General features: G+C 69.7%; 19 protein-coding genes and 3 pseudogenes. 13 read left to right on the top strand and 9 right to left on the bottom strand.

The genetic code is table 11. The annotated features are described in order from the left end of the window. Window positions 1-214 precede the first annotated feature (214 nt). From M2302_RS28660 to M2302_RS28650, 3 genes are read right to left on the bottom strand one after another with little or no spacing between them, the layout of a single operon-like run. Entirely contained in the window at window positions 215-583 is a 369-nt protein-coding gene (locus M2302_RS28660) for a tyrosine-type recombinase/integrase (protein ID WP_280840935.1), read from the bottom strand. Window positions 584-620: 37 nt separating this feature from the next. Next, complete coding sequence (locus tag M2302_RS28655; protein ID WP_280840934.1) at window positions 621-1835, bottom strand: DUF6596 domain-containing protein; 1215 nt, start codon at window positions 1833-1835, stop codon at window positions 621-623. Beyond that, on the bottom strand, window positions 1835-2251 hold the full coding sequence (locus M2302_RS28650; RefSeq protein ID WP_280840933.1) for a YciI family protein: 417 nt from the start codon (window positions 2249-2251) through the stop codon (window positions 1835-1837). The genes M2302_RS28655 and M2302_RS28650 overlap by 1 nt, the downstream gene beginning before the upstream one ends. Window positions 2252-3183: 932 nt before the next feature. On the opposite strand from M2302_RS28650, the gene M2302_RS28645 reads away from it, so the two are divergent. The 9 genes and pseudogenes from M2302_RS28645 to M2302_RS28610 all read left to right on the top strand — a co-directional run bounded on the left by M2302_RS28645 (window position 3184) and on the right by M2302_RS28610 (window position 10790). Beyond that, window positions 3184-3681, top strand: coding sequence for a SigE family RNA polymerase sigma factor (locus M2302_RS28645; RefSeq protein ID WP_280840932.1), 498 nt, complete (start codon window positions 3184-3186; stop codon window positions 3679-3681). Further along, window positions 3674-4570: a hypothetical protein gene (locus M2302_RS28640; protein ID WP_280840931.1), complete on the top strand. Its 897-nt coding sequence runs from the start codon at window positions 3674-3676 to the stop codon at window positions 4568-4570. Before M2302_RS28645 ends, M2302_RS28640 begins: the two co-directional genes overlap by 8 nt. 363 nt (window positions 4571-4933) lie before the next feature. Next, window positions 4934-5107, top strand: coding sequence for a hypothetical protein (locus M2302_RS28635; protein WP_280840930.1), 174 nt, complete (start codon window positions 4934-4936; stop codon window positions 5105-5107). Between the two features lie 6 nt (window positions 5108-5113). After that, entirely contained in the window at window positions 5114-5596 is a 483-nt protein-coding gene (locus M2302_RS28630) for an ATP-binding protein (RefSeq protein WP_280840929.1), read from the top strand. Window positions 5597-5825: 229 nt separating this feature from the next. Beyond that, window positions 5826-6178 (top strand): annotated as a pseudogene (locus M2302_RS33195) (putative immunity protein); the annotation flags it as partial. 197 nt (window positions 6179-6375) lie between these two features. Continuing rightward, on the top strand, window positions 6376-7020 hold the full coding sequence (locus tag M2302_RS28625) for a YciI family protein (RefSeq protein WP_280840928.1): 645 nt from the start codon (window positions 6376-6378) through the stop codon (window positions 7018-7020). A gap of 226 nt (window positions 7021-7246) precedes the next feature. Then, window positions 7247-8089, top strand: coding sequence for an arpA protein (locus M2302_RS28620; RefSeq protein ID WP_280840927.1), 843 nt, complete (start codon window positions 7247-7249; stop codon window positions 8087-8089). A gap of 21 nt (window positions 8090-8110) precedes the next feature. Beyond that, window positions 8111-8962, top strand: a complete 852-nt coding sequence (locus tag M2302_RS28615; RefSeq protein ID WP_280840926.1) for a hypothetical protein — start codon at window positions 8111-8113, stop codon at window positions 8960-8962. A gap of 22 nt (window positions 8963-8984) precedes the next feature. Continuing rightward, complete coding sequence (locus M2302_RS28610; RefSeq protein ID WP_280840925.1) at window positions 8985-10790, top strand: choline/carnitine O-acyltransferase; 1806 nt, start codon at window positions 8985-8987, stop codon at window positions 10788-10790. A gap of 6 nt (window positions 10791-10796) precedes the next feature. On the opposite strand, the gene M2302_RS28605 is transcribed toward M2302_RS28610, so the two are convergent. Next, window positions 10797-11033, bottom strand: coding sequence for an aminoglycoside adenylyltransferase domain-containing protein (locus M2302_RS28605; protein WP_348529472.1), 237 nt, complete (start codon window positions 11031-11033; stop codon window positions 10797-10799). A 9-nt stretch (window positions 11034-11042) separates the two neighbouring features. Beyond that, window positions 11043-11354 (bottom strand): annotated as a pseudogene (locus tag M2302_RS28600) (leucine zipper domain-containing protein); the annotation flags it as partial. 250 nt (window positions 11355-11604) lie between these two features. Here M2302_RS28600 and M2302_RS28595 point away from each other — a divergent pair. Together M2302_RS28595 and M2302_RS28590 are read left to right on the top strand one after the other, a co-directional pair. Then, entirely contained in the window at window positions 11605-12810 is a 1206-nt protein-coding gene (locus M2302_RS28595; protein ID WP_280840924.1) for a cytochrome P450, read from the top strand. Window positions 12811-12812: 2 nt separating this feature from the next. After that, on the top strand, window positions 12813-13763 hold the full coding sequence (locus M2302_RS28590) for an alpha/beta fold hydrolase (RefSeq protein WP_280840923.1): 951 nt from the start codon (window positions 12813-12815) through the stop codon (window positions 13761-13763). A gap of 102 nt (window positions 13764-13865) precedes the next feature. On the opposite strand, the gene M2302_RS28585 is transcribed toward M2302_RS28590, so the two are convergent. Then, entirely contained in the window at window positions 13866-14267 is a 402-nt protein-coding gene (locus M2302_RS28585; protein ID WP_280840922.1) for a hypothetical protein, read from the bottom strand. Between the two features lie 343 nt (window positions 14268-14610). On the opposite strand from M2302_RS28585, the gene M2302_RS28580 reads away from it, so the two are divergent. Further along, window positions 14611-16116, top strand: a complete 1506-nt coding sequence (locus M2302_RS28580) for an ISL3 family transposase (RefSeq protein WP_280840945.1) — start codon at window positions 14611-14613, stop codon at window positions 16114-16116. 429 nt (window positions 16117-16545) lie between these two features. On the opposite strand, the gene M2302_RS28575 is transcribed toward M2302_RS28580, so the two are convergent. From M2302_RS28575 to M2302_RS28565, 3 genes and pseudogenes are all read right to left on the bottom strand, one after another. Next, window positions 16546-18411, bottom strand: a complete 1866-nt coding sequence (locus M2302_RS28575; protein ID WP_280840921.1) for a PhoX family phosphatase — start codon at window positions 18409-18411, stop codon at window positions 16546-16548. A gap of 430 nt (window positions 18412-18841) precedes the next feature. Continuing rightward, window positions 18842-20047 (bottom strand): esterase-like activity of phytase family protein, encoded by a 1206-nt coding sequence (locus M2302_RS28570; protein ID WP_280840920.1) that lies wholly within the window; start codon window positions 20045-20047, stop codon window positions 18842-18844. 372 nt (window positions 20048-20419) lie between these two features. Then, window positions 20420-22272, bottom strand: a pseudogene (locus tag M2302_RS28565) (glycoside hydrolase family 15 protein). A gap of 433 nt (window positions 22273-22705) precedes the next feature. Here M2302_RS28565 and lepB point away from each other — a divergent pair. Then, entirely contained in the window at window positions 22706-23200 is a 495-nt protein-coding gene (gene lepB / locus M2302_RS28560; protein WP_280840944.1) for a signal peptidase I, read from the top strand. Window positions 23201-23223: the final 23 nt, after the last annotated feature.

Here is a 23223-nt window from a genome sequence, read left to right as displayed (position 1 = left end):
GGTAGGGAGCAGTGTTAACTCGTCCCGGCCGTGTCCGTCGCCGGGACGGGCGAGTGTCTGCGTCGGTCCAGCGTGTCGGGATCTTGGGCCACTCGGCATGATGATTCGGGGGACGGAGCGAGGCGCGAGCATGCCCGGATCGTGTGACGTGGTGGTCGTTGGAGGTGGCCAGGCGGGCTTGGGCCGCGCTACTACCTACGCCGCGCGGCCCAAGTCACGTCTTCCGACGCCGGGAGGCGGCTGGCCCCGTGGTGGCGTGTCCCATCACCTTCGCCACGTCGTTGATAGGGACGCCGTCGGACACCAACCAGGTGGCGTAGGAGCGCCGGATGTCGTGGAAGCGCAGGGCCGCCGGCAGGCCAGCCCGTTGCAAGGACGGTTTCCACACCCGGCTGCGGAAGGCGCCCCGCCGGATCGGCTCGCCGGTTCCGTTGGTGAAGATGAGGACCTGGTCGTCGTGCCGGAAGGCCCCCGCGTGCTCCGTGGGAAGCCATGGCGTTGTGGCAGCTGGAGCAGAACGCCGCTTCGGCCAAGATCGACGAATCGGATCGCAGGCGGATGCCGAAGCGGGGAAGGAAAACAACGCATCTGCTCGGATCCTGGCTGACCGAGCTGGGGAGTCAGCCCAGCGCGGCTGCCTTGCGCAGGAGCACTGAGCGTTCGCGCTGGTTGGCGCACAGCCGGGCCGCCAGCTCCAGCTCGGCGCGTGCCTCCGGTCGCCGGCCGAGGCGGGTCAGCAGCTCTCCGCGTACGGTCGGGACCAGGTGCGAGCCGGGGAGTCGGTTCGAGGCGATCAAGTCGTCCACGATGGCCAGGGCTTGCGCTGGACCCGAGGCCATGGCCACGGCGACGGCCCGGTTGAGCTCGACCACCGGGGAGGGCGCGACCCGGCCGAGCGCCTCGTAGAGCACCACGATCCGGTCCCAGTCGGTCGCCTCGACCGAGGGCGCCGACGCGTGGGCAGCGGCGATCGCGGCCTGCAGGCCGTACGGGCCGAGGCCGCGAGTCGAGGCCTTGGCCAGCGCGGCCAGCCCACGGCGGATCGCCGAGACGTCCCACCGCCGCCGGTCCTGGTCCTCCAGCAGGATCGGTGCCCCGTCCGGGCCGGTCCGGGCCGGGAAGCGTGCGGCCGTCAGCTCGCACAGCGCGAGCAGGCCGTGCACCTCCGGCTCGTCCGGCTGCAGCGCGGCCAGCGTGCGGGCCAGTCGGATCGCCTCGTACGCGAGGTCGGGGCGCAGCAGCCGGTCGCCCGACGTGGCCGTCGACCCCTCGGTGAAGATCACGTAGAGGACGCTGAGCACGGCGTCCAGCCGTTCCCGGCGCTCGCCGGCCGCCGGCAGTTCGAACGGCACCCCGGCCGCCGCGATCGTCTTTTTGCCCCGGGTGATGCGGGCCTGCACGGTCGGCACGGGTACGAGGAACGCGCGGGCGATCTCCTCGCTGGACAGGCCGCCGACCACGCGCAGAGTCAGCGCCACCCGGGCCTCGCGGGAGAGCACCGGGTGACAGCTGACGAACATCAGCGCCAGTACGTCGTCGTCGATCCTGTCGGGGTCGATTTCGTCATCGACCGCCGGGCCGGCCGCCAGCAGGGCGTACCGGTCCTGCAGCGCCGTCCGGCGGCGGATCGCGTCGATGGCCCGCCGCCGGGCCGTGGCCATCAGCCAGCCGGCCGGATTGGCCGGAGAGGCACGCGGCCACGACACCAGCGCCTCAGCCACCGCCTCCTGGGCCGCGTCCTCGGCCAGCCCGAAATCGCCGGTGAACCGGGTCAGCGCGGCGACGATCCGCGCCGACTCGATCCGCCAGACGGCCTCGACGTCGGCCGTACCCATCAGATCTGGCCGCTGCTCTCGCGCAAGGCCCCTTCCTTGACGAACTTCCCGTTGTCCTGCGGGACCTCGTCCTCCCCGGGCACCCGCCGGATCTCGATCTTGGACCCGGGGACCGACGGGACCCGCTTGGCCCACTCGACCGCCTCCTGCTTCGAGGCGACATCGAGCAGGAAGAAGCCCCCGAACAATTCCTTGGTCTCTCCGTACGGCCCGTCCGTGACCACCGGGGCCTCGTCGCTGAAGTGCACCACGACGCCCTGGCCCGGATCGTCCAGCCCTTCGGCCGCGACGTAAACGCCGGCCTTGGCCGTCTCCTCGATGAACAGGCGGGTCGCGACCATCATCTCGTCGACGTTGGCCATCATCGCCGCGTTCGTCTCATCGGTGCCCCGCATGATCAGCATGTACTGCGGCATCGCGTTCTCCTCATCCGGCGGGGCCGCCCCTCGGCCCTCGCACCCCCACGTCGAACGAGCGGCCTGCGGATCGACACGGCCCCGGAAAAATCTCTCGCCGCGACGCAGCCCATCCCTCCGACCCGCGTCCCGCCTGTCAGACCGGCCCCTGAGCGTTGGCTAACGATGTTCCGGTAGTCGTCAGCGGCGGGCCTGGTGCCGGCCGTGGCGTCCTGGAACAGTCCGCTGTTGGCGTTGGTGACGCCGGTCCAACCGTGACTGTAGAAGGAAGCTCCGAGCACCAGCTGGCGCGGGTTGACGCCGCTGTCGACGAAGTTGCTGATGTAACGGTCGGAGCTGCGTGCGGGCGTGGCCGGATCGGCGGGGTTCAGGTACAGCCTTCGCGACCTCCCCCACAAGACGCGGGTGCTGATCGACGGCGAGGGCCGGGAGGGCCGGGACGCAATCCTCAACTCGGTGCGGAAGCTGATCGAGCTGGGCTACCTCGTCGACGAGGACGACCTGACTCCGGCCCACGAGTAGCCCGTCCAGAGGAGACGGAAGGCCTCGGGGAAGTCCCCGGGGCCTCCTTTACTACTGGGATCGGTGGCAATCACGGTGAATCGCTCGGCGAGTCGCGGTGCCACGTGAGGGCATACGGGTGGGCCTCGGGTATGCCGTGCAGGAGGAGTAGCGGTCTTCCCTCGCCGCCGCGACGGCCGTGGATCGTCGTAACGGTCGCGGCGATGTCGAATTCCACCACGCGGTCGTGGCGGTTACCGCGCGGCCGCTGCCCGTCGACGCGCCACCCCCGGATGAGCTTCGTGTCCGTGCTTCCGGAACACTGCGTACCCCCCCGGCCAGCTCCGGAGCGAAACCACTGCCCAGCAGGCAACCGCCGGCGGGGGTGCGGCGTGACTAGGGGTACGACCAGGCGGGGAGGGAGGGGACGCATGTCAGGCGAGGAGAGCTTTGACGCGTTCTACCGAGGTAGCAGGCAGCGGCTCTACGACTGCCTGTACGCCCTCACGGGCAACGCCGCCGAGGCGCAGGACGTGGTGCACGAGGCGTACGCCCGGGCCTGGCAGCGGTGGTCGACGGTCGGCGAGTACGCCGATCCGGAGGCCTGGGTACGGACGGTCGCCCGCCGCGTCGCGGTGAGTCGCTGGCGGCGGGCCCGTTCGGCGCTGAATGCCTACCGTCGGGCCGGCCCGCCGCAGGACGTGCCCGGCCCCAACCCGGACAGCGTCGCGCTGGTCGGCGCGCTCGCCCAGTTGCCGCCCGCTCAGCGGACCGCCTTGGTGCTGCACCACCTGGTCGGTCTGCCGGTGGCCGACGTGGCGCGGGAGACCGGCGTGCCCGAGGGCACCGTGAAGGCCCGCCTGTCCCGCGGCCGGCGAGCGCTCGCCAACCTGCTCGAGGCGACACCTTCGGAGGCGCACAATGTCTGACGGATTCGAGAGCACGTTCGCGCCGCTGCGGGGGCAGCAGCCGCCGGCGCCGTTCGCGTTCCCCGAGGCGGTCCGCCGTCGCGGACGGCAGCGCTCGCAGCGCCAGGCGGTCGTAGCCGGCCTGGCCGTCGTCGCCGTCGCCGTGGCGGGGGCGGGGGCCGGCTGGGCCGCGAACCTCGGGCCGGGCGACGGCTCGCCTACCCCCGGCGCCAGCCGGACGACCGTGGCGCCGAGCGGCACCGGGTCGCCGAGCGTGGCGCCGAGCCCGACGACCCCGGCAACGAGCGCCCCGCCGAGCCCGAACGGCAGCGGCAGGCCCGACCCCGGCGCGGCGGACCTGAGCACCCGCATGCTCCGGCCAGCGGATCTCGGGCCGGGTGCGTGGCGGAAGCAGCTGCCCAGCGAACCGTTCTCCGGCGACACGTGGCGCTGGGCCGATCTGTGCGCGGCCTACCGCAGCTCCGACTACCCGTCTCTGCGCCGGCAGGCGGACCTCGACTTCACCGGGTACGCCACCGGGTCGGCCGGGTACGTCTACGAACACCTGCACCGGTATGCGGGCGGGTGGGGCCCGCGGGCGCTCGACGACGTACGTCACGTGCTGGCGACCTGCGCCGGCACGGCGACACCGTCGACCGCGCCCGGAGGTCCGGCGCCCCGCAGGTTCACCGTCGTGGGCACCGGCTTCGCCGGGGACGAGGCGCTGCTCGTCCGCGAGGAGCAGTGGCACTACGAGGGTGAGACGCTTGCCGCCGATCCGATCGTGACGCTCGTCGCGGTGGTCCGGGTCGGCGACCTGGTCGGCACCGTGATGTTCTCGCCCGACCGGGACGAGACGTACGCGCGGATGGTCGCCACGGCGGCGGCGGGCCGGCTCGCGGCGGGGTAGCCGACGGCGGACGCGCGTGGCGACAGCTCGGGGCGGGCGGGGTGCGCTGCGGCCGGTCAGCTGCCGGAGGTCGCGGCGGCCACCAGGAAGGACGGATCACGGTCCAGGGAGTCCTTGTCCCGGTCGTACGGCTGGGTGGTGCCCGACGGAGATCGTCGGCTGGGCCGATCGGCTGGAGCCGGAGTGGCTGAAGGTTCCCGGTGTGCCCGACGAGGTCAAGACGGCGTACGTGCTCGCCGAAGGCGCGCTCGCCACCATCGAGTAGCGCATCACTCGGCCATCGGTACGACAAGATGCAGCCCGTTGTCACCTGTCGCAGGTCTCGCCCGTTCCTGACAGTGACAACGTGGAAGGAGGTGGCCCGTGCCTGATCGCCGGCGGCTGCTGCTACCGGTGCGCTTGCCGGGCAGGACCTTCCGCGCCTACCGGGCCGGCGCGCACCTCGCCCCGGACCGGGCGATCGGGACGATCACGTTCGCGGAGTACCTTGCCGGACACCCTGACGTGCGCGATCGTTCGTACCGGGGCCGGCGGTGACGGTCTGTGGCTGACGAGCTGGAACTGGCGATCCTGATCGGGTTGCAGGCATCGGGCAAGACCACCTTCTGCCATCGGATGTTGGCTGACGATCACCTGGTGGTCAGCAAGGACGCTTTCCGGAACGCCCGCCACCCTCAGCGCCGTCAGATGCGTCTGGTCCATGAGGCCCTGGCCGCGCGGCGTTGTGTCGTGGTGGACAACACCAACCCCTCACCTCAGGAGTGGGAACCGCTGATCGAGGCCGCCCGCGTCCACGGCGCGGTGACGGTCGGATACTGGTTCCCGCCCGATCTGCCTGCGGCCCTCGACCGGAATGCCGCGCGTGAGGGCCGGAGCCGCGTGCCGGACGTCGGGGTGTATGACACGCTCAAGCGGCTGCGGCGCCCACGGTATGTCGATGGATTCGACCGGCTGTACGAAGTCCGGTTCGACGGCAGGGGCGGGTTCCGGGTCGAGCCGATGCCTCCGGAAGGCCGACAGCCTTGAAGCCAGGGGAGTTCGAGACCCGGCAACGGTGCCGCCTACAAATGGGTGATGAGCCAGCGGCAGGTGACCCTCGCACCGGGCGAGACATTCGTGCTGCGGCGCCGGATCGCGGCCGTCGACTGCGGCGAGGGCGCTGGCCCGTTCGCGGTGCTCGACCGACCCTGATGGTTCGACGTGGGCGGGCAGCGGAGAACTGCCCGCCCGTGCTTGTCGGCGCGCCATTGAATGCCTCCTCGCTCTTTGGGCGGCGTCATGCGCGAAGCACGTCCCTCACCTGTTCGAGTCGGTTCAGCCTGAGGACCCACGACCACGTGAAGCGATCGAGCACGCCCGCGCCTGGGTGCGTGGTGAGGTCAAGATGATGCAGGCTCGCGCGGCGGGCGGCATGCAATGGGCGCGGCCAGAGACCTGCGTCAGGCAGCACGGCATGCCGCGTACGCTGCCGCGCCGGAAGGCGAGAGCGATGCCGCAGGGCGACTCGAGTGCCGATGGCAGCGTGACCACCTCCCGGAGGCGATTCGCGAGCTCGTGCTCGACGACCAGCAGTTCCGGAACGTCATCTGCTGGTCGGTGTTTGACTGCTGGGCGGGCGTGGGCTGGGGAGCCCACCCCGGCCCTCATCCGAAGCTGCCTCCGACCATGCGTCGCGTGGCATGACAGACGCGACGGTCCTGCCGGCGATCGTGAGCGTTGACCCGCTCGGGATCAATCAGACCTCTCGCGACCTTGTCGGGACCGTGACACGGGCGAGTTGTACCCGTCCGCGTCGGTGCCTTGGCATGGAGGTCAGACTTTGGGGCATGGAGTTCTTCTGTTACCACCGCGACCGGCCCAGCTCGGTGGCGCTGCGCGACGAGCTGCTCGACGAGCATTGGTCCTACATGGACCGGTACTCGAGAGAAATGATCGCTCGCGGCCCGACCCTTGCCGACGACGGCGACACGCCCACCGGCAGCGTGCACATCGTCGACCTGCCCGATCCCGCCGCCGCGCGCGCGTTCGCTTTCGACGAGCCCAACTATCAGGCCGGCGTGTACCGGGACGTGCTGCTGCGCCGGTGGCGCAACATGCTGGGGCGCACCATGTGGGACTTCCCCGGAGGCCGGACCGGTGGTAACCGGTACCTGGTGCTCGGCCTCGGCGCGGGGCAGGCCGCCGACCTCGCGGTGCCGCCCGACCGGGACGAGCTGATCGCGTACGGGCCGCTGCTGTCCGACGACGGCGCCACCTGGCTGGGTACGGCGGTGCTTGTCCGGGCGTCGGATCCGGACAAGGCGCGCGCCGTGCTGACCCCGGACCGGTACGCCGACATCGAGGTGCACAACTGGCAGTTTGGCGACGGCCGTCATGACCCGAGGCTGGCCGAGGGCTTGATCCAGCGTGTCGACAAACATGGAGGCGGCAGGCAGGCATGCTCAGTGTGAACTGGCCACCCGGTAGCGCCTCGGGCGCACGACGGGACGCGCCATGACTGTCGGCCGGCCCCGGGGCGGCACCCGGGCGGACTACCAGTAGTTGGGCTGGTCCAGCGGGCCGCGCTCCGGCCGCGGCGCTGTGAACAATATAACCAACATGGGGCTAGACGCCGGTGAATCTTGTTAGGATTCCCCATTTCTTCATGCCGCCACATTGAAGAAGGGATCCGTCCAAATGCATATCGTGGACACCGCGCGCTATCCACTGGCCGACCCGGGAAGCGACGCATGGGAACGCGTCGTTTCCCGAACGCGCACCGAACTGCGCGAACTCGGGTGCAGCGTGCTGCCGGAGTTCATTCTGCCGAGCAGCTGGGAGGCGCTGCGGCGGGAAGGCGCCAGGGTCGCCCCGCTGGCGTACTACGACGTTGAGGAGACCAACGTCTACAACATCGCGTTGGACGACGACCTGCCGGCCGAGCACCCGGGCCGCATCGTCATGCAGCGCGGCAACGCGTTCGTCCCGCGCGACCGGATCCCCACCGACAGTGTCATCCACCGGCTCTACATCGACCCGTCGTTCGTGCGCTTCGTCGCCGCCTGCTTCGAACTCCCGGAGCTGCACGAGCTCGCCGACCCGCTGTCCGGCCTGGTGCTCAACGTCGTGCAGCCCGGCATGGAGCACCCGTGGCACTTCGACACCAACGAGTTCACCGTCAGCATGCTGACCCAGGAGCCGGAGGAGGGCGGCGTCTTCGAGTACTGCCCGAACATCCGGTCGGCGGGCGCGGAGAACTTCGGCGCCGTCCGTTCGGTGCTCACCGGCGCCGACCGCTCGCCGGTGCGGGCCCTGACCCTGCGCCCCGGTGACCTCCAGCTGTTCAAGGGCCGGTACTCGCTGCACCGGGTGAGCGCGGTGCGCGGCGCCACCGCCCGGCACTCAGCGATCTTCGCCTACTCCGAACGCCCCGGCGTCATGGGCAGCGTCGCCCGTACGCGGCAGCTGTTCGGCCGGGTCCTGCCCGCGCACCGCGACGCCGAGCGCAATGCCGTGCGAGTCGACCAGTTGCTGGATTAGTAATCGCGAGGAGCCGCCCCCGTGCGTTTCGACCGGACCGGAAAAGTTTCCCTCGAAGGCATCTACACGCAACCCGATCCCCGCGCCTATTTCACCACCCTGCGTGAGCTCGACTATTACATTCCCCAACTCGCCAAGCCCTATTTCCAGCAAATCATCGGGCAGTACCGCCAATCGCTTCAGGTGGCCGTCCCGACCGTCGTCGACGTCGGCTGCTCCTACGGCGTCAACGCGGCGCTGCTGCGCTGCGACACCACCATGGACGACCTGTACGACCGCTACGCCGGCGCCGAGTGCACCCGGCAAGCGCTGCTGGAGCGCGATCGTGAGCTGGTCCGGGCGCACCCGTCCCCGGCCCGGTTCGTGGGGCTGGACGTGTCCCGGCCGGCGCTGGGGTACGCATCGGCGGCCGGGTTCCTCGACGACGCCGTGCAGGCCGACCTGGAGGCGCGCGAACCCACGGCGCGGCAGCGCGCCCTGTTCGCCGGTGCCGACATCGTGATCTCCACCGGATGCCTCGGCTACGTCACCGGACGGACGCTGGTGCGCGTGGTCGACTCCCGCCGGGACCGGCTGCCGTGGATGGCGCATTTCGCGCTGCGGATGTTTCCGTTCGAACCGATCGCCGACAGCCTCGCGGCCCTCGGTTACGACACGGTGCGGGTGGACCGGACGTTCCGGCAGCGCCGTTTCGCGTCCGACCAGGAACAGCGGCAGGTGCTGGAGACGATGTCCGCCGCCGGCGTTGATCCGGAGGGTCTGGAGAGCGACGGCTGGTTGTACGCTCAGCTCTACGTTTCCCGGCCCATCGGCACTCCCGACCCCTTGACCTTTGACGTCGACCAGTCGTTGACCCAGAAGGCCGCCCGATGAGCAGCGAACTCCAGGAGACCGAGTGAACACTTTCAAAAACGAGGACACGCTGCCGCGGGTGCCGTTGCCCGCGCTCGAGGACACCTGCGCCCGGTTCCTCGAGTGGTCTGCGCCGCTGCTGACGGAGGAAGAGTTCGCCGACACCGAGGCCGCGGTGCAGGAGTTCGGGCGGGCCGACGGTCCGGGGCCGAAGCTGCATGCCGATCTGGTGCGGTACAACGCGGATCCGGCCACGCACAGCTGGTTGGACACGTTCTGGCCGGCGCGCTATCTCGGTCGCCGGGACCGGATCGCGTTGAACGCCAACTTCATCTTCCTGTTCCGCGACACGCCGTTGCGCGGGTTCGCCGAGCCGCAGGTGGAGCGCGGGGCGAGGCTCATCGCCGCCGCCGTGAACTACAAGACACAGCTCGACGACGAGCGCATCCCGCCGATCGTGACGCGCGGGCAGCCGTTGTCGATGGAGCAGAACAAGTTCCTGTTCTCGACCACGCGCATCCCGGGGCCGGTGCAGGACACCGTCCGAGCGCCGTACAGCGACGAGATGCCGGGCCCGTCGACGGCGCGGCACATCGTGGTGTTCCAGCGCGGCAACGCGTTCCGGATGGACGTGGTCGGTCCGGACGGGCGCCCGTACTCCCTCGACGACCTGGCGGCCGGCCTGCGTGAGGTGCAGAAGGCCGGTGCCGCGCGGGCCGCGACGGCCACCGCGGCCGGTCATCTCACCACGATGGCCCGGGCCGAGTGGGCGGCGGCCAGGGACCGGCTGGCGGCACTGGATCCCGGTAACGCCGCGGCGCTGGACACCATCGAGACGGCGCTGTTCTGCGTGTGCCTGGAGGACCTGACGCCGGCCGACGACCTGGCGGCCTGCGACCAGTTGCTGCACGGCGACAGCGGCAACCGGTGGTTCGACAAGGCGGTGTCGGTCATCGTGTTCGCCGACGGCACGGCCGGCATCAACGTCGAGCACTGCGGGCTGGACGGCACCACCATCCTCAGCTTCGTCGACACGATGCTCGCCGGGTCGCCCGAGGAGCACGCCGCGCAGTCGGGTGCGGCGGCGCAGGGGGTGCCGGCGATCGAGCCGGTCACGTTCGTGCTCGACGACGCGCTGCGGGCCGACATCGCCGCCGCGGCACGGTCGTTCGCCCGGTACGGCGCGGACACCGCCACCGTGACCCTGTCCTTCGACGAGTTCGGGGTGGACGAGGTCAAGCGGCTGCGGATGTCGCCGGACGCGTTCGTGCAGATGGCATACCAGCTCGCGCACAAGCGGGCCAAGGGCTTCATCGGCGCCACCTACGAGTCCATCGCCACCCGCCAGTACCTGCGGGGGCGGACCGAGGCGATGCGCGTCGTCACGCCGGAGGTGCTGCGGTTCGTGTCCACGATGGACGACCCCGCCGCGTCACCCGACGAGCGTCGGACGGCGTTCCGGGCCGCGGCCGACAAGCATGTCGAACGGGCGAAGCAGTGCCAGGCCGGCGCGGCACCGGAGCAGCACCTGTGGGAGCTGCAGCTGATCCAGAAGCGGCGTGGGGCGGCGCTCGGCGTGCCCGAGTCGTCCCGGCTGTACGAGACGCCGGGGTGGCTCAAGATGCGCGACGACTACCTGAGCACCAGCTCGGCGCCGTCGACCAGCATCCGCTACTTCGGGTTCGGGGCCACCAGCAGTCGCTGCATCGGGATCGCGTACGTGCTGCTGCCGGACCGGTTCAACCTGTACCTCAGCACCCCGCGCCCGGTCGCCGACATGATGTACACGTTTGCCGACCGGCTCCGCGAAGCGTTGCGTGAGCTGCGCGACCTGGTCGACGAGCGGTAGCCCGGGTCACGGGTCCGCCGCCGGCCGCTCGATCTCCGCGACCTGGTGGTCGGCGTGGCGGCGGACCCGGTCCCGCAGCGCGTCCCAGCTCTCGGCGGCGAGCTCGCGATAGATCGCCCGGGCCTCGTCGGCCAGCACCCGGCGGTGCGCGGCTGGCAGGCGGACGAGGACGAAGTCGGCCGCGGCGTCCTTGGACCGGCTCCCGCCCGTCGCCAGGGTGGTCCGGATCCGGGCCAGCGTCAGGATCTGGGCCAGCCGAGCTACCCCGGCGCGGCGCAGGATCGCGTGGCACGTTGACGCGCAAGGCCGAGTCGGCCGGCGATCCGCGCTGGTCCCCACCGCTTCTTCACCCGTAGGTGCAGCACCTTGCGTTCCTCGGGCGGGCGGGCGGGCGGTTCCGGTTCGGGGACCGGTGCGGGCTGCTGGACCTGTCGGCCATGCCCGCGGCGGCTTCGGCCCGGTACCGGTCGTCCCACCGCTTCCCGGTGTTCACGCTGACCTGGAACCGTTCCGCGGCCCGCGCAACGGCCAATGATCGTCAACCACGCAGCGCGCCAGGCGCAGCCTGCCGCATTGGTCAGGGGTGGGTTTGCGTGGGGCACGAGGACCTCCGGGTGGTGCGAAATCTTCGACAAGCTCCACCCCACCCGGAGGTCCTCTATTTCAAGATCCCAGCCGTGTCACCAACGTCCATGGGCAGGAAGGTGACACATCGTGGGACGTTGATTACAAGGGGTGTCGCGCAGGGGGGCGGTGCGGCTACCGTGACCACGGCATCGATTCATGTACCTAGATCATTCGGTCAGGAGTGACGATGACGACGATCCCCGCCGTGGACCTTCCGTTCCTCGACATCACCGCGCCGGACTTTCGGTTCGACTCTCCCGCGGTCGCCACGGCACGCGAGGCGAACTGGTGTGCCATGACGCCGATGGGACTCATCGTGCTGCGCCACGCCGAGATGCACCAACTGCTCCGCGACCCGCGGCTGGCGCAGAGCGGCGAGCGCTACCTGGAGCTGATGGGCATTTCCGACGGACCGCTGTACGACTGGTTCGTGCCGATGATCCTGCACCAGCGCGGCTCCGACCATCTGCGCCTGCGGCGACTGGTCAGCAAGGCGTTCTCGCCACGGATGATCGAGGGCCTGCGGCCGTTCATGCGTGACACCGCGACGAGTCTGACCGCGGCGATCGCCGAGCGGGGCGAGTGCGAGTTCATGGCAGATTTCGCCGACCCGATGCCGGTGCGGGTGATGTGCGCGCTGCTCGGCGTCCCACCGACCGATTACGAGTTGTTCCGCCGCTGGTCGACCGATGTTGGACTGGTCTACAGCTTCACCCTGCCGCAGCTGCGTACGCGGGTGGAGGAGGCCGTCGTGGGGCTGCGTGCGTACGTCGACTCACTGATCGAGCAGCGCCGCGCCGAGCCGCGGGACGACCTCCTGTCGGCGCTCATCGCCGCTGAGGAGAGCGGGGACCGGCTCAGCACCGAAGAACTGCGCAACCTCGCCCTGACCCTCGTGTTCGCCGCGCACGACACCACCCGTAACCAGCTCGGTCAGGCGCTGGCGACGTTCAGTGAGTACCCCGACCAGTGGCGGCTGCTTGCGAAGCGCCCGGAGCTCGCGCCACAGGCCGTGGAGGAGGTCATGCGATGGGCGCCGGCGGTACCGACGATCTTCCGGTTCCCCGTCGAGGACCTCGACGTGCACGGTGTCCACGTCCCAGCGGGCACCTTCCTGCTGCTCGGCACGCACGCCGCCAGCCGGGACCCGCTCGCCGTCGACGACGGTGACCGTTTCGACATCACGATCCACCGGCAGGTGCCGCACCTGACCTTCGGCGGTGGACCGCACTACTGCATCGGCGCACCGACCGCCCGCGTCGAGATGGCCGAGTCGCTGATCGCGCTCAGCAGTCAACTGGCGCCACCGTCGATAGCCGGCCCCGTCACCTGGCGTCCCCCCACCGCCATCCACGGACCCGAGAGCCTGCCGCTTCGGTTCGGGCGGCGTTGAGCATGCACCGCGCCTGGATCGTCGGCGGCACGGCCGTCGCGCTGCTGGGTGCCGCGACCATCGGGGCGGCACGGGCGGCGGTCGCCAGGATCGAACGCAACCCGGACCCCTTGCCGTATGACCGGCTTGTTCGGGAGCCGCAGGGCGAGGAGGTGCTCGTCCCGCGTCCGGACGGAACGGTGCTGCGCGCGATCGTGACCGGGGACGGCCCGCCGGTGGTGCTCGCCCACGGATATGGGGCCTCGCTGCTGGAGTGGAATGTGGTGTGGGACAACCTGGTCGCCCGCGGTCACCGCGTCATCGCCTTCGACCAGCGCGGCCACGAGCGGTCGACGCTCGGTTCCGCCGGTACCGGCTCGAAACCCATGGCGGCGGACTACGCCGCCATTCTGGAGCACTTCGACGTGCGTGACGGCGTGCTGGTCGGCCACTCCATGGGCGGGTTCATCGCGATTCGTGCTGTGCTCGACCACCCCGAGCTGGCCCGGCGCCTGCGCGGCCTGGTGCTGTTCGCTACCTGGGCGGGCCGCATCCTCGACCAGGCACCGCAGAATCGGCTGCAGATTCCGCTGCTGGAAACTGGTCTTCTGCAGCGGCTTGCCCGCACTCGTGCCGGTGGTGTGCTGTTCGGAGCCGCGCAGTGCGGCACCCGGCCGTCGCCGGCCATGATCTCCGTGTTCCGGGACGTCTTCGTCCGTCAGAGCCACCAGCCGCTCATTCCGATCGTGCGGGCCTTCAGCCGAGAGGACCGTTACCCCCGGCTGAGCGAGATCACCGTACCGACCGTCGTCGTGGTGGGCTCGGCGGACCGCTCGACGCCCCCGAGCCACTCACACCGGCTCGCCGCCGGCGTGCCCGGAGCGCGGCTGGTGACCGTGCCCGATGCCGGACACCTGCTCAACTGGGAGGCGCCCGATGTCCTCGTCGAGGTCATCTCGTCACTCCGGCGGTAAGCACCCACGCGGCCGACCGGACCCGTGATCCTGGTGGTGAAGGACTACCGGCGCGGGTCCTGTCGTACCTGGTCAGCCCGCGGCTCCAGCGAGGTGCGGACCTTACGACTGCGCTGGCGGCCGTACGTGCGGAGCCAGGCGTTCTCCCGCAGCGAGGTTGTCGCGCCAGTAGCGGTAGACCAGGCCGGGTACCACCTCAACCGCCCCTGCTGCGACGAGGCAGGTAAGAAGATCACCGCCGGCCGGTGCGTCGACGTCGAAGGCAACGATCACTGGTGGTTCTTCACCGACGTGCCGACGCACGAGTGCGCGCTCGTCGAGGGTGGGTTCCCGGAACCGAGGATCCCGGAACTGGGTCGGGCAGGCCAGGTATGCGACGTCGGTGAAGACCACCTCCAGACCGTGGTGGTAGGTCAGGTCGTGTCCCGCGGCCAACCGAAGCTGGGAGCCGTCGAAGTGCAGCGCGTCCCAATCCCACCAAGATCCCTCAGGCAGTTCGATCACACCGCCGATCCTCCCATCGGTGATCAATCAACGAATCGAGCCGGCGTCCGGATCTGCCGCTGATCACGCGAGCTGCCTGGCTGCGCTGCCGTCAATCAGGTACCGCTAGCACTGGTCATCAAATGCGGAAGACGTGGCAGTCACGGAGGATGCTGATGTCGGCGTCGGACTCGGGCGGCCCTCGAGAGCCGGCCAAGGTCAGGTGCACGGCCTGCCGCCGTCCGGGCGTTCAGTGGGGAAAGGGACTGTACAAATAACGGCCCTGTCTCACATTCGGTGGTGACGGAGGGTGGCGGGCTCTCGTTGCTCCTATGTGGAGGACGTCAATAAGCTTGTGCAGACGGTGTTCTCGGGGTTGTCCCCGCTGGTCATCGAGGACGTGGTCGACGAGGGTGAGCGGATCGTGGTGCGGGCCCGGACGCCGCAGGAAACCGCGGTCTGCCCGATGTGCGGTGCCTTGTCGGGACGGGTCCACGGCTATCACTGGCGGACGGTGGCCGACGTTCCGGTCGACGGGCGCCGGGTGGTGGTCCGCGTGCGGGTCCGGCGTCTGGTGTGCCCCACGCGCGGCTGCCGCCACACCTTCCGCGAACAGGTTTCCGGGGTGCTGGAGCGATACCAGCGCCGCACGGCCCGTTTGAACAGGCAGGTCAAAGCCGTGGTCAAGGAGTTAGCAGGCCGGGCAGGGTCGCGTTTGCTGGCGATACTCGCCATGGGCCTGTCCCGTCACACGGCCCTGCGCGCCCTGCTGCGCATCCCGTTGCCCACCGGGCGGATGCCCCGTGTGATCGGCGTTGACGATTTTGCTTTGCGCCGGCGGCACCACTACGCCACCGTGGTGATCGACGCCGAGACCCATGAGCGGATCGAGGTACTGCCCGACCGCACCGCCGACACGCTGGAGGCGTGGCTGCGCGCACATCCCGGCGTCGAGGTCGTGTGCCGCGACGGCTCGGCCACCTACGCCGAGGCCATTCGCCGCGCCCTGCCCAACGCGGTGCAGGTCGCGGATAGGTGGCATCTATGGCACAACCTGTGCGAAGCGGCCCTCAGCGAGGTAAAGGCGCACAGCACCTGCTGGGCCCCCGTACTGGACGCACCCATCTACGACGGGCCCCGCGCGCAGACGACCCTGCAACGCTGGCACCAGGTCCATGACCTGCTCGACCAGGGCGTCGGCCTGCTCGAATCCGCCCGCCGTCTGCAGTTGGCCCTGAACACCGTCAAGCGCTACGCGCGAGCCGACCGGCCCGAGCGTATGCTCCGCGTCCCCAAGTACCGTGCCAGCCTCGTCGATCCCTACCGCGAATACCTGCGTAAACGTCGAGCCGAGGACCCCGGCGTCCCCGTCAAGCACCTCTTCGAAGAGATCAAGGCCCTCGGCTTCACCGGCTGCCTCAACCTCCTGCACAAGTACATCAGCCAAGGCCGCGCGGACGTCGACCGCAGCCACATCTCCCCGCGCCGGCTCGCCCGGATGATCCTTACCAGGCCCGACAACCTCAAGCCCGAGCATCGAGATCTACTGGCACGGCTCACCGCAGCCTGCCCAGAGATGACCCAACTGGCCGCCGTTGTCGGGGGCTTCGCCGAGCTCCTGACGCCTCAGCCGGGAAACGCCGACCGGCTCTCACTCTGGATCGTCCAGGTCCGCGCGGTCGATCTACCTCATCTGCACGCCTTCACCAGGGGCCTGGAACGGGACCGCGACGCCGTGAACGCCGCGCTCACGCTTCCCTACAGCAACGGCCCCACCGAAGGCGTCAACACCAAGACCAAACGGATCGCACGTCAAATGCACGGACGAGCGGGCTTCACCCTGCTTCGCCACCGCATCCTCCTCGGATAGCAGTACCCTCCGTCACCACCGAAAGTGAGACAGGGCCGTTAACTTGACACTCCCTCGGCCTGCAACACGTCGCAGGTCAGAGTCGGTGCGACGTCCTGCTTCACAACGAAGAGGTCACTGGTTCGATCCCCGTATCGCCCGCCGCCAAGTATTTGCAGGTAGGAAGCCCGTTGCCGGAGTATCCGGTAGCGGGCTTCGCTGCATTTGGGGCTGACGATCTCGTGCGGGTAGGGATGCCTCTGCCTGTAGCGGCTCGACGACGTCGACGAGAGTTCGCTGCGCGAGCTCATCGGCCGCCCGGTGCGGGTGCACGAGGGCGTCGGCCGGGCCAGCGCACGCTGACGGAAGACGGGGTGCTGGGGGCGCTCAGTGCCGGGTCCGTGCGTGTACGGACCCGGCATCGGGTTGGAGAGCGTGCCTGGGGTGTAGTCAGGCGCCGACCACACCCCCGTCTTCCCTGGTGATGACGATCGTGGCCGACCGGGGACGGCCGGTGGCGCTGAAATCAGGCCAGTTCGAGCTCACGCGAGGGTTCGCGGGCGTGCCCGAGTCACCGGGGTGCTGGATGTTCACGAACAGCGACCGGCCGTCAGGTGTGGAGGTGATTCCGGTGACCTCGCAGCGCGGCGGGCCGACCAGGAACCGCCGAATGTCGCCGGTGTCGGGGTCGGCCGCCAGCATCTGGTTGTTCTGTGGGGCGCCGTTGACCATCGGCTGGGTGCCGTCGGTCTGGATCCACAGTCGCCCCGCAGCGTCGAACCAGAGGCCGTCGGGCGAGCCGAACGCCTGATCCGCGGGAACGGTGGCGCCGCTGGCCTGATCCCCGGCGAGCAGGAAGACGTCCCAGGCGAACTTCTCCGTGCTGGGGTCGCCACCCTCGTCGATCTTCATGATGTGCCCGAAGCGGTTGTTCAGCCGTGGGTTGGCCGCGTTCACCGACTCGGTTCGGGCGGTGTTGTTCGTGCAGGTGAAGAACACCGCGCCGGTTCCGGGCTGCACGGTGCACCACTCCGGGCGGTCCATCGGGGTCGCTCCGACCGCGTCGGCGGCGAGGCGCGTGTGGATCAGCACCTCGGCCTGGTCGGCGAACCCGTCGGCCTCTGTCAGGCCCGGCTCGCCGTGCACCAGCGGCAGCCACCTGCCAGTGCCGTCCTCTTCGAACCGGGCGACGTAAAGGGTGCCATCGTCGAGGGGACTGCGTCCGTGCTTGCGTGCCTTGTTGATCGACTCCGCGCCCACGAACTTGTAGAAGTAGTCGAACTGTGTGTCGTCGCCCATGTAGACGACGGCCTCGCCGCGGCTGCCGCGCACGACGACGGCGTTCTCATGCTCCATGCGCCCCAGCGCGGTCCGCTTCTTTGGCGTGGACGAAGGGTCGAAGGGGTCGATCTCCACCACCCAGCCGAACCGGTTGTACTCGTTCGGCTCCGCCCTCATGTCGAATCGGGCGTCCGTGGTGTGCCACGGGTATGGATTCTCCGATCCAATGCCGTACCGGTCCTCGGCTGAGCCGGCCGGCGGCGGCTCTTGGCCGAAGTAGAAGTACTTGTTGATCGTCTCTTCGCAGGTCAGGTACGTGTCCCAAGGGGTTGGTCCGCTGGCGCAGTTGTTCAGGGTGCCCAGCACCCGGACGCCGTCGGGGTCCGCGCTGGTGCGCAGCAGTGGGTGCCCGGCGGCGGGACCGGTGATCTCGGCAGGAGTGGTCATGGTCACCCGGCGGGCGAACTTCGACTCGACGAGGTGCCACTGGCCGTCGCGGTCCTGCTCGATTTCGATGACCGACACGCCGTGCGCGGCGAGCGACTTGGCGGTCTTCTCCGGCGACCAGTTGGCCCGGCCGTCGGGGTGCAGCAGTTGCTCAGTCGTGCACTCGTGGTTTACGCAGAGCAGACCGGAGCGTTTGCCCTTGAGTGGAAAGAACCACATGCCGTCGTGTTGGTCACCCGCCTGTTGGGCTTGCTCTTCTGCGCTGTTGCTGGCGTCCTCGGTGAACGCGGGCCCGGACGGCACGATCGGGTGTCCCCAGGGGAACAGCAACTGGTACTGATATCCGGGCGGCAGCACGACCTGGTCGGCGACACTCGGCGGGATCGCAGGGAACCCGAGCAGCCGCCGCATGCCGGGACCGCCGACCGTGGCTCCCGCCTCGGCGGCCGCCGCTGCCTCGGGCCGGGCCACGGTGCCGAAGAACGATGCGGCGGCGGTGGCGAGCCCGCCGGCCAGCGCCGTCCTGCGGGACAGGCGGTGCTGGGCTAGCTCGGAGATGGAACGTGACGAGGTCCCGTCGGGACGCATGGATGGCCTCCAGCCAATATGTGAGCCGCGGGTTGCCGCGGTCAGGGGTGCGGCAGCGGTCGGTGCGGGCCGCAAACACTAGGGAGTGGAGGTGGCCCGATCTTCACGCGAATGTGAACGGAGGAGTACATCGTCCCGGTCGCCGCACCGGCGTGCGCGAACAAACCCGACGTCGGCAGGTAGAACAAGCAACACACCGACGAGGTGGTGATCGACTTCGACGACGTGGCGCTGGGCCACACCGCCGTCTTGCGCTGGAACACCCGCGACCAGTGGATGGTCTCCGTCGGCTTCAAGACTGTGGGGCGGATGACCTGCCGGGCCGCTCCGAGGCGGCGCGGCGGCGGCGCAGATCAGGAGGTGGCGTCCGACTTGCGGTCGCCCGGTACGGGGTGGGCGCCGGATCGGGCCGCCCACCCCTGGCATCCGGTCAGAAGCGACGCAGGATGCGCCTGTCCGCGTCCAGGCCGCGGTCCAGCTTGATCAGGATGAACTCGTTGTTGTCCGCCTGTCCGCTTGTCCGGCCCGCGGAGGACGGGAAGTTGTTGTCGTTGAGGACGGCGAGCGTGCGGTCGTCGAGGATCACCACGTCCTCGATGGTCTGGAACGGGAACGTGAAGGTGCCTTCGAACCCGCCGACGTGCCGCGGGTTGGCGATGTTCATCAGGTCGGCGACCAGCGTCTTGTCGAGGCGGCCGTTTCGGTCCCGGTCGCGCTTGTCGGCGAGGTAGATCTTCTTGATCTTCGCCGTGGCGCCTTGGCCGTTGTCCCGCTCGATGATCAGGAAGCGGTCGCGATCGACCATGATCGCGTCGCCGATCGCGTGCCCAGGAGCGTCGAGCGCGTAGGTCCAGCGCCGACCGGTGTACGTGTTCGTCTTGACGTGGAACTCGTTGAGCTGCAGGGTGCCCGCCGGGTCGCCGGCGACCGTGCCCTCGAGCAGCGGGTAGAGCGTGCCGCCGTCCGGCGACTGGGCCATGCCCTCGAAGCCCTTGCTGCTGGCGAGGTTGGCCGGGGTCGTGCCGCGGGTCGGGTTCTCGGGAGCGAACACGCTCGGCAACGCCACCGGCGCCTGCAGTAGGCGGCCCGCCCGGTCGAAGTGCAGCAGGTACGGGCCGAATTCGTCACCGATCCAGTACGTGCCGTCGGCCGTCCGGGTGATCGACTCGACGTCGAAGTCGGCGCCGGTCAGCACGCGGTCGGCGCGGGTGAGCGGGAATGGCACCTTGCCGTACGGGTCGGTCAGGTTGATGCCACCGACCACGTCGACGGCGCCGTTGGTGAAGTCGGGCGCGACCCGCTGGACACGCAGCAGGAAGTCGGCGCTGTTGGCCTTGTTGCCGAAGCCGTTGTCGGACAGGACGTCGAAGGTGCCGTCGGTGTTGCGGAGGACGCCGCTGAATCCCTGGATCGGTTGGTCGGCGAACGGCGGGACGATGCCGTTGATGGGGGCAGTGCCGAGCGACGAGCCGGACGGTTCGCTCCCGGGAACAAAGGTGGTCGCCGGCAGTGCGGCGAAGTTCAGCAACTCCGCCCGGTCCCACGTGCTCCGCTCGGCTGCGGACGCGGCGCCCGGCAGCGTCAGGGTCAGGGCGGCCACCGCCGCACTCAGGCCCACCCGCTTGCTTATTGCCATCGATCCTCATCTCTTCACGTATGACCAGGTGTTTCTCGGTCGTGATCCGATGGCAAGGTAGAGGGACGCAGTGAATTCGGGTTGGCCAAGAGGGAATGCGCGTCCAAAACGTGCGGTGACCCTTCTCGGCGACCTCCGGCGGAGCTTGAGCGATTCGAGTACGAGCGGGCCGGTGCCCGCAAGGTGGTCGAGGTGAGCGGCGCATCGCACAGCGTCATGGCCAGCCAGCCCGGCGTGGTGACCAAGCTCATCGTCGAAGCGGCCAACGCCACCGACTGAACCGGCGGCCTACGCCAGGTGCAGTTCCGGCGCTGCGACAGGTGCCGGCGGTCAGCCCAAGGAACCTTTGGGGCTGACCGCCCCGCCGTCCGTTTACCGTCGCTGGTCGTTCTCCGGCCGACCGCTCTCCTGAAAGGACGGGATGAGCCGGCCTGGTGCCGGCGGAAGGTCGTGGCGCCCGGCGTCCAGGTCGGTGAGGTCTCCGGCGGCGTTGATGAGGCCGATGTGTGAGAACGCCTGAGGGAAGTTGCCCAGGGCTTCCCCGCTGTACGGGTCGATCTGCTCGGCGAACAGGCCCAGGTCGTTGGCCCGGTCGGCGAGCCGCTCGAAAAGCTGCCCCGCCCGGTCGCGCTCGCCGGTCAGCGCCAGGCAGCTGACCAGCCAGAACGAGCAGATCACGAAGCCGGCCGGGTCGCCCTCCCAGCGGCGTAGCAGCCCGTTGTGGGACAACCGATCCTCGATCAGCCGGATGGTGGAACGCATTCTCGGGTCGTCGGCGGGAAGGAAGCCGACCAACGGCATCACCAGCACCGACGCATCCAGCTCCTCGGTGTCGAACGCCGCGGTGAAGGCGGCAAGCCGGTCGCTCCAGCCCCGGGTTAGGACGGCTCGGCGTACCTCGTCCCGTGCCGCTGCCCACCTGGCAACGTCCGCCTCGGAGCCGAGGCGGGACCCGAAGCGTACGGCTCGGTCCAACGCCGTCCAGCACTGCACTTTCGAGGACACGTAGTGGCGTGCGGGGCCGCGTGCCTCCCACATCCCGGCGTCCGGCAGGTGCCAGTCCTGCTCGGCCCGCTCGATCATCGCGCGCAGCAGTTGGCGGACGTGCGGCGGCATCGGGTCGAGGTGCTCGCGCATCAGCCAGGCAGCGGCGAGCGCCTCACCGGGCACGTCGCTCTGACGCTGCTGCCAGGCGTCGTTGCCGACCATTACCGGGCGGCTGCCGGCGTAGCCGGCGAGGTGGTCGAGGTGGTGTTCGGCGAGGTCCCGTTCCCCCTCCACGCCGTACATGATCGGCACGATGCCCTCGTTCACGCCCATCGACCGCGCCAACCACCCGATCTGCAGGTTGACCTCATCCGTGCAGGCCACGCGCCACAGCGCCTCCAGCGTGAAGCTGAAGTCGCGTACCCAGCCGTAGCGGTAGTCGTAGTTGCGCTCGCCGCCCAACTCCTCGGGCAGGGCCATCGTCGGGGCGGCCACCATCGCGCCACTGGGCCGGTAGGTCATGCCCTGCACCACCAGCGCGCTGCGTAGTACCTGGTCCCGGTAGAGGCCACGGTAGTCGTGCAGACCCATGAAGGAACGCCAGCCCGCGACGGCATTGTCGATCACCTGCTCGGCGTCGAGCATCGCCGGCGGGCCGGCACCGTATGCCGGTGCGTACCCCATGGTGAAGCCACGCGTCTCGCCGGCCCGTACCGTGAACGACCCGGACGCCTCCCCGGCCTCGCAGACCAACGGGACGGTGGCGCGCAGATCCAGCCGGGCCGACGCCGCTACGGCGACCAGCGCGTCGTCCTGCCGCACCAGCTGGGCGGCCATCCGGCCGTACTCGAACCGTGGTCGGTAGTGCAACCGTAGTCGAACCTCGCCGGAGAGCCCCCGCACCACCCGGGCCAGCACCCTCGGCGAGCGCAGACCAACCTCATGGCCCCGCGCACCCGGTTCCAGGGCCAGCGCGTCGATCACCGCCACGCTGCCGGTCGCGGTGGTGAAGACGGTACGGAGCACGAGCGTATCGGTCAGGTAGGCACGTTCCGTGCTGAACCTGCCCTCGGGACGGATCACCCAGTGCCCGGCGTCATCATCAAGCAGGCGGGCGAACACTGACGGAGCGTCGAAGCGTGCAGGGCACCACCAGTTCACCACCCGGCGCGGTCCACCAGCACCGCGCTGCGACCATCGGCCAGGAAACCGTGATCCGCGATCCGTCCGCACCCCATGGAACGGACTACCCGAGCGGAACGGAGTGACACGCCACGTCCCGCCTTGAACCACCGTCCAGAGCCCGGCACACCTGGCTCTGGCCGCCGGACCGGTCGCGGGGTGCGGGGCGTCGTGCCGGGCCGGCTCAGCCCGAGGGTGCCGGCATCGGGGAGAGGAGGACCTGATCTGGGGGTCCCGCGCCGGGCTGTCACGGTCCGCCGTTCAATGGGGGAGGCGCAATCCGCTTTGCGGGCCGCCGTGATCTGAGAGAGGCGGATTCGGCGACGTCACCCACGACGCCACTGCCCGGCAGCCGGCCTGTCGTACTCCGGTTGATCTGGCGCAGCCCGCGCTCGAACCGCCGGGCCGGCCGATCGGACGTGGGACCGTCCCCGGCCGCGCCCGGGGCCGCCACGGCGCGAAGCAAGCTGGCATGATCCGGACGTGCGGATGGCTGTCGTCCTGATCGGACTCGTTGTTTCCCTGGCCGCCTGCGCGTCGCCCGGCGATGCCCCCCGGGACAAGCGCTACCAGGTCAACTCTCCCACCATGGAGCCAACGATCACGGAAGGCTCGACCGTCACCGCCAAGGTAGTGAAGCCGGGCGAATACCAGCCGGGCACGGGCGACGTCGTCATGTTCGATCCACCGGACAGCTACGGCTGGAATCCCGATGGACGGCCACGGATTTTACGAGTGGTGGCGGTGGCCGGCGACACCATCGCCTGCTGCGACGCTCAGGGCTGGCTCATCCGTAACGGCACCGCGCAGGACGAGCCCTACGTCAACGAGGCATCGAAATTCGAGCCCTTGGGGGCGTTCGAGCCCATCACAGTGCCGGCGGGTGAGCTCTACCTCCTCGGCGACTACCGAGGCGTGGCCAACGACTCATCGCAGAACGGAACGGTGCCGGTGAAAAACGTGATCGGCGTCGTCAAGCTCTGAACCCGCCGTGTCAACCATCAACC

Source organism: Micromonospora sp. A200 (assembly GCF_029893845.1).
Taxonomy (GTDB): Bacteria; Actinomycetota; Actinomycetes; order Mycobacteriales; family Micromonosporaceae; genus Micromonospora; species Micromonospora purpureochromogenes.
Note: the sequence above shows the minus strand (reverse complement) of the source record. Positions and strands in the feature narration are given on the sequence as shown.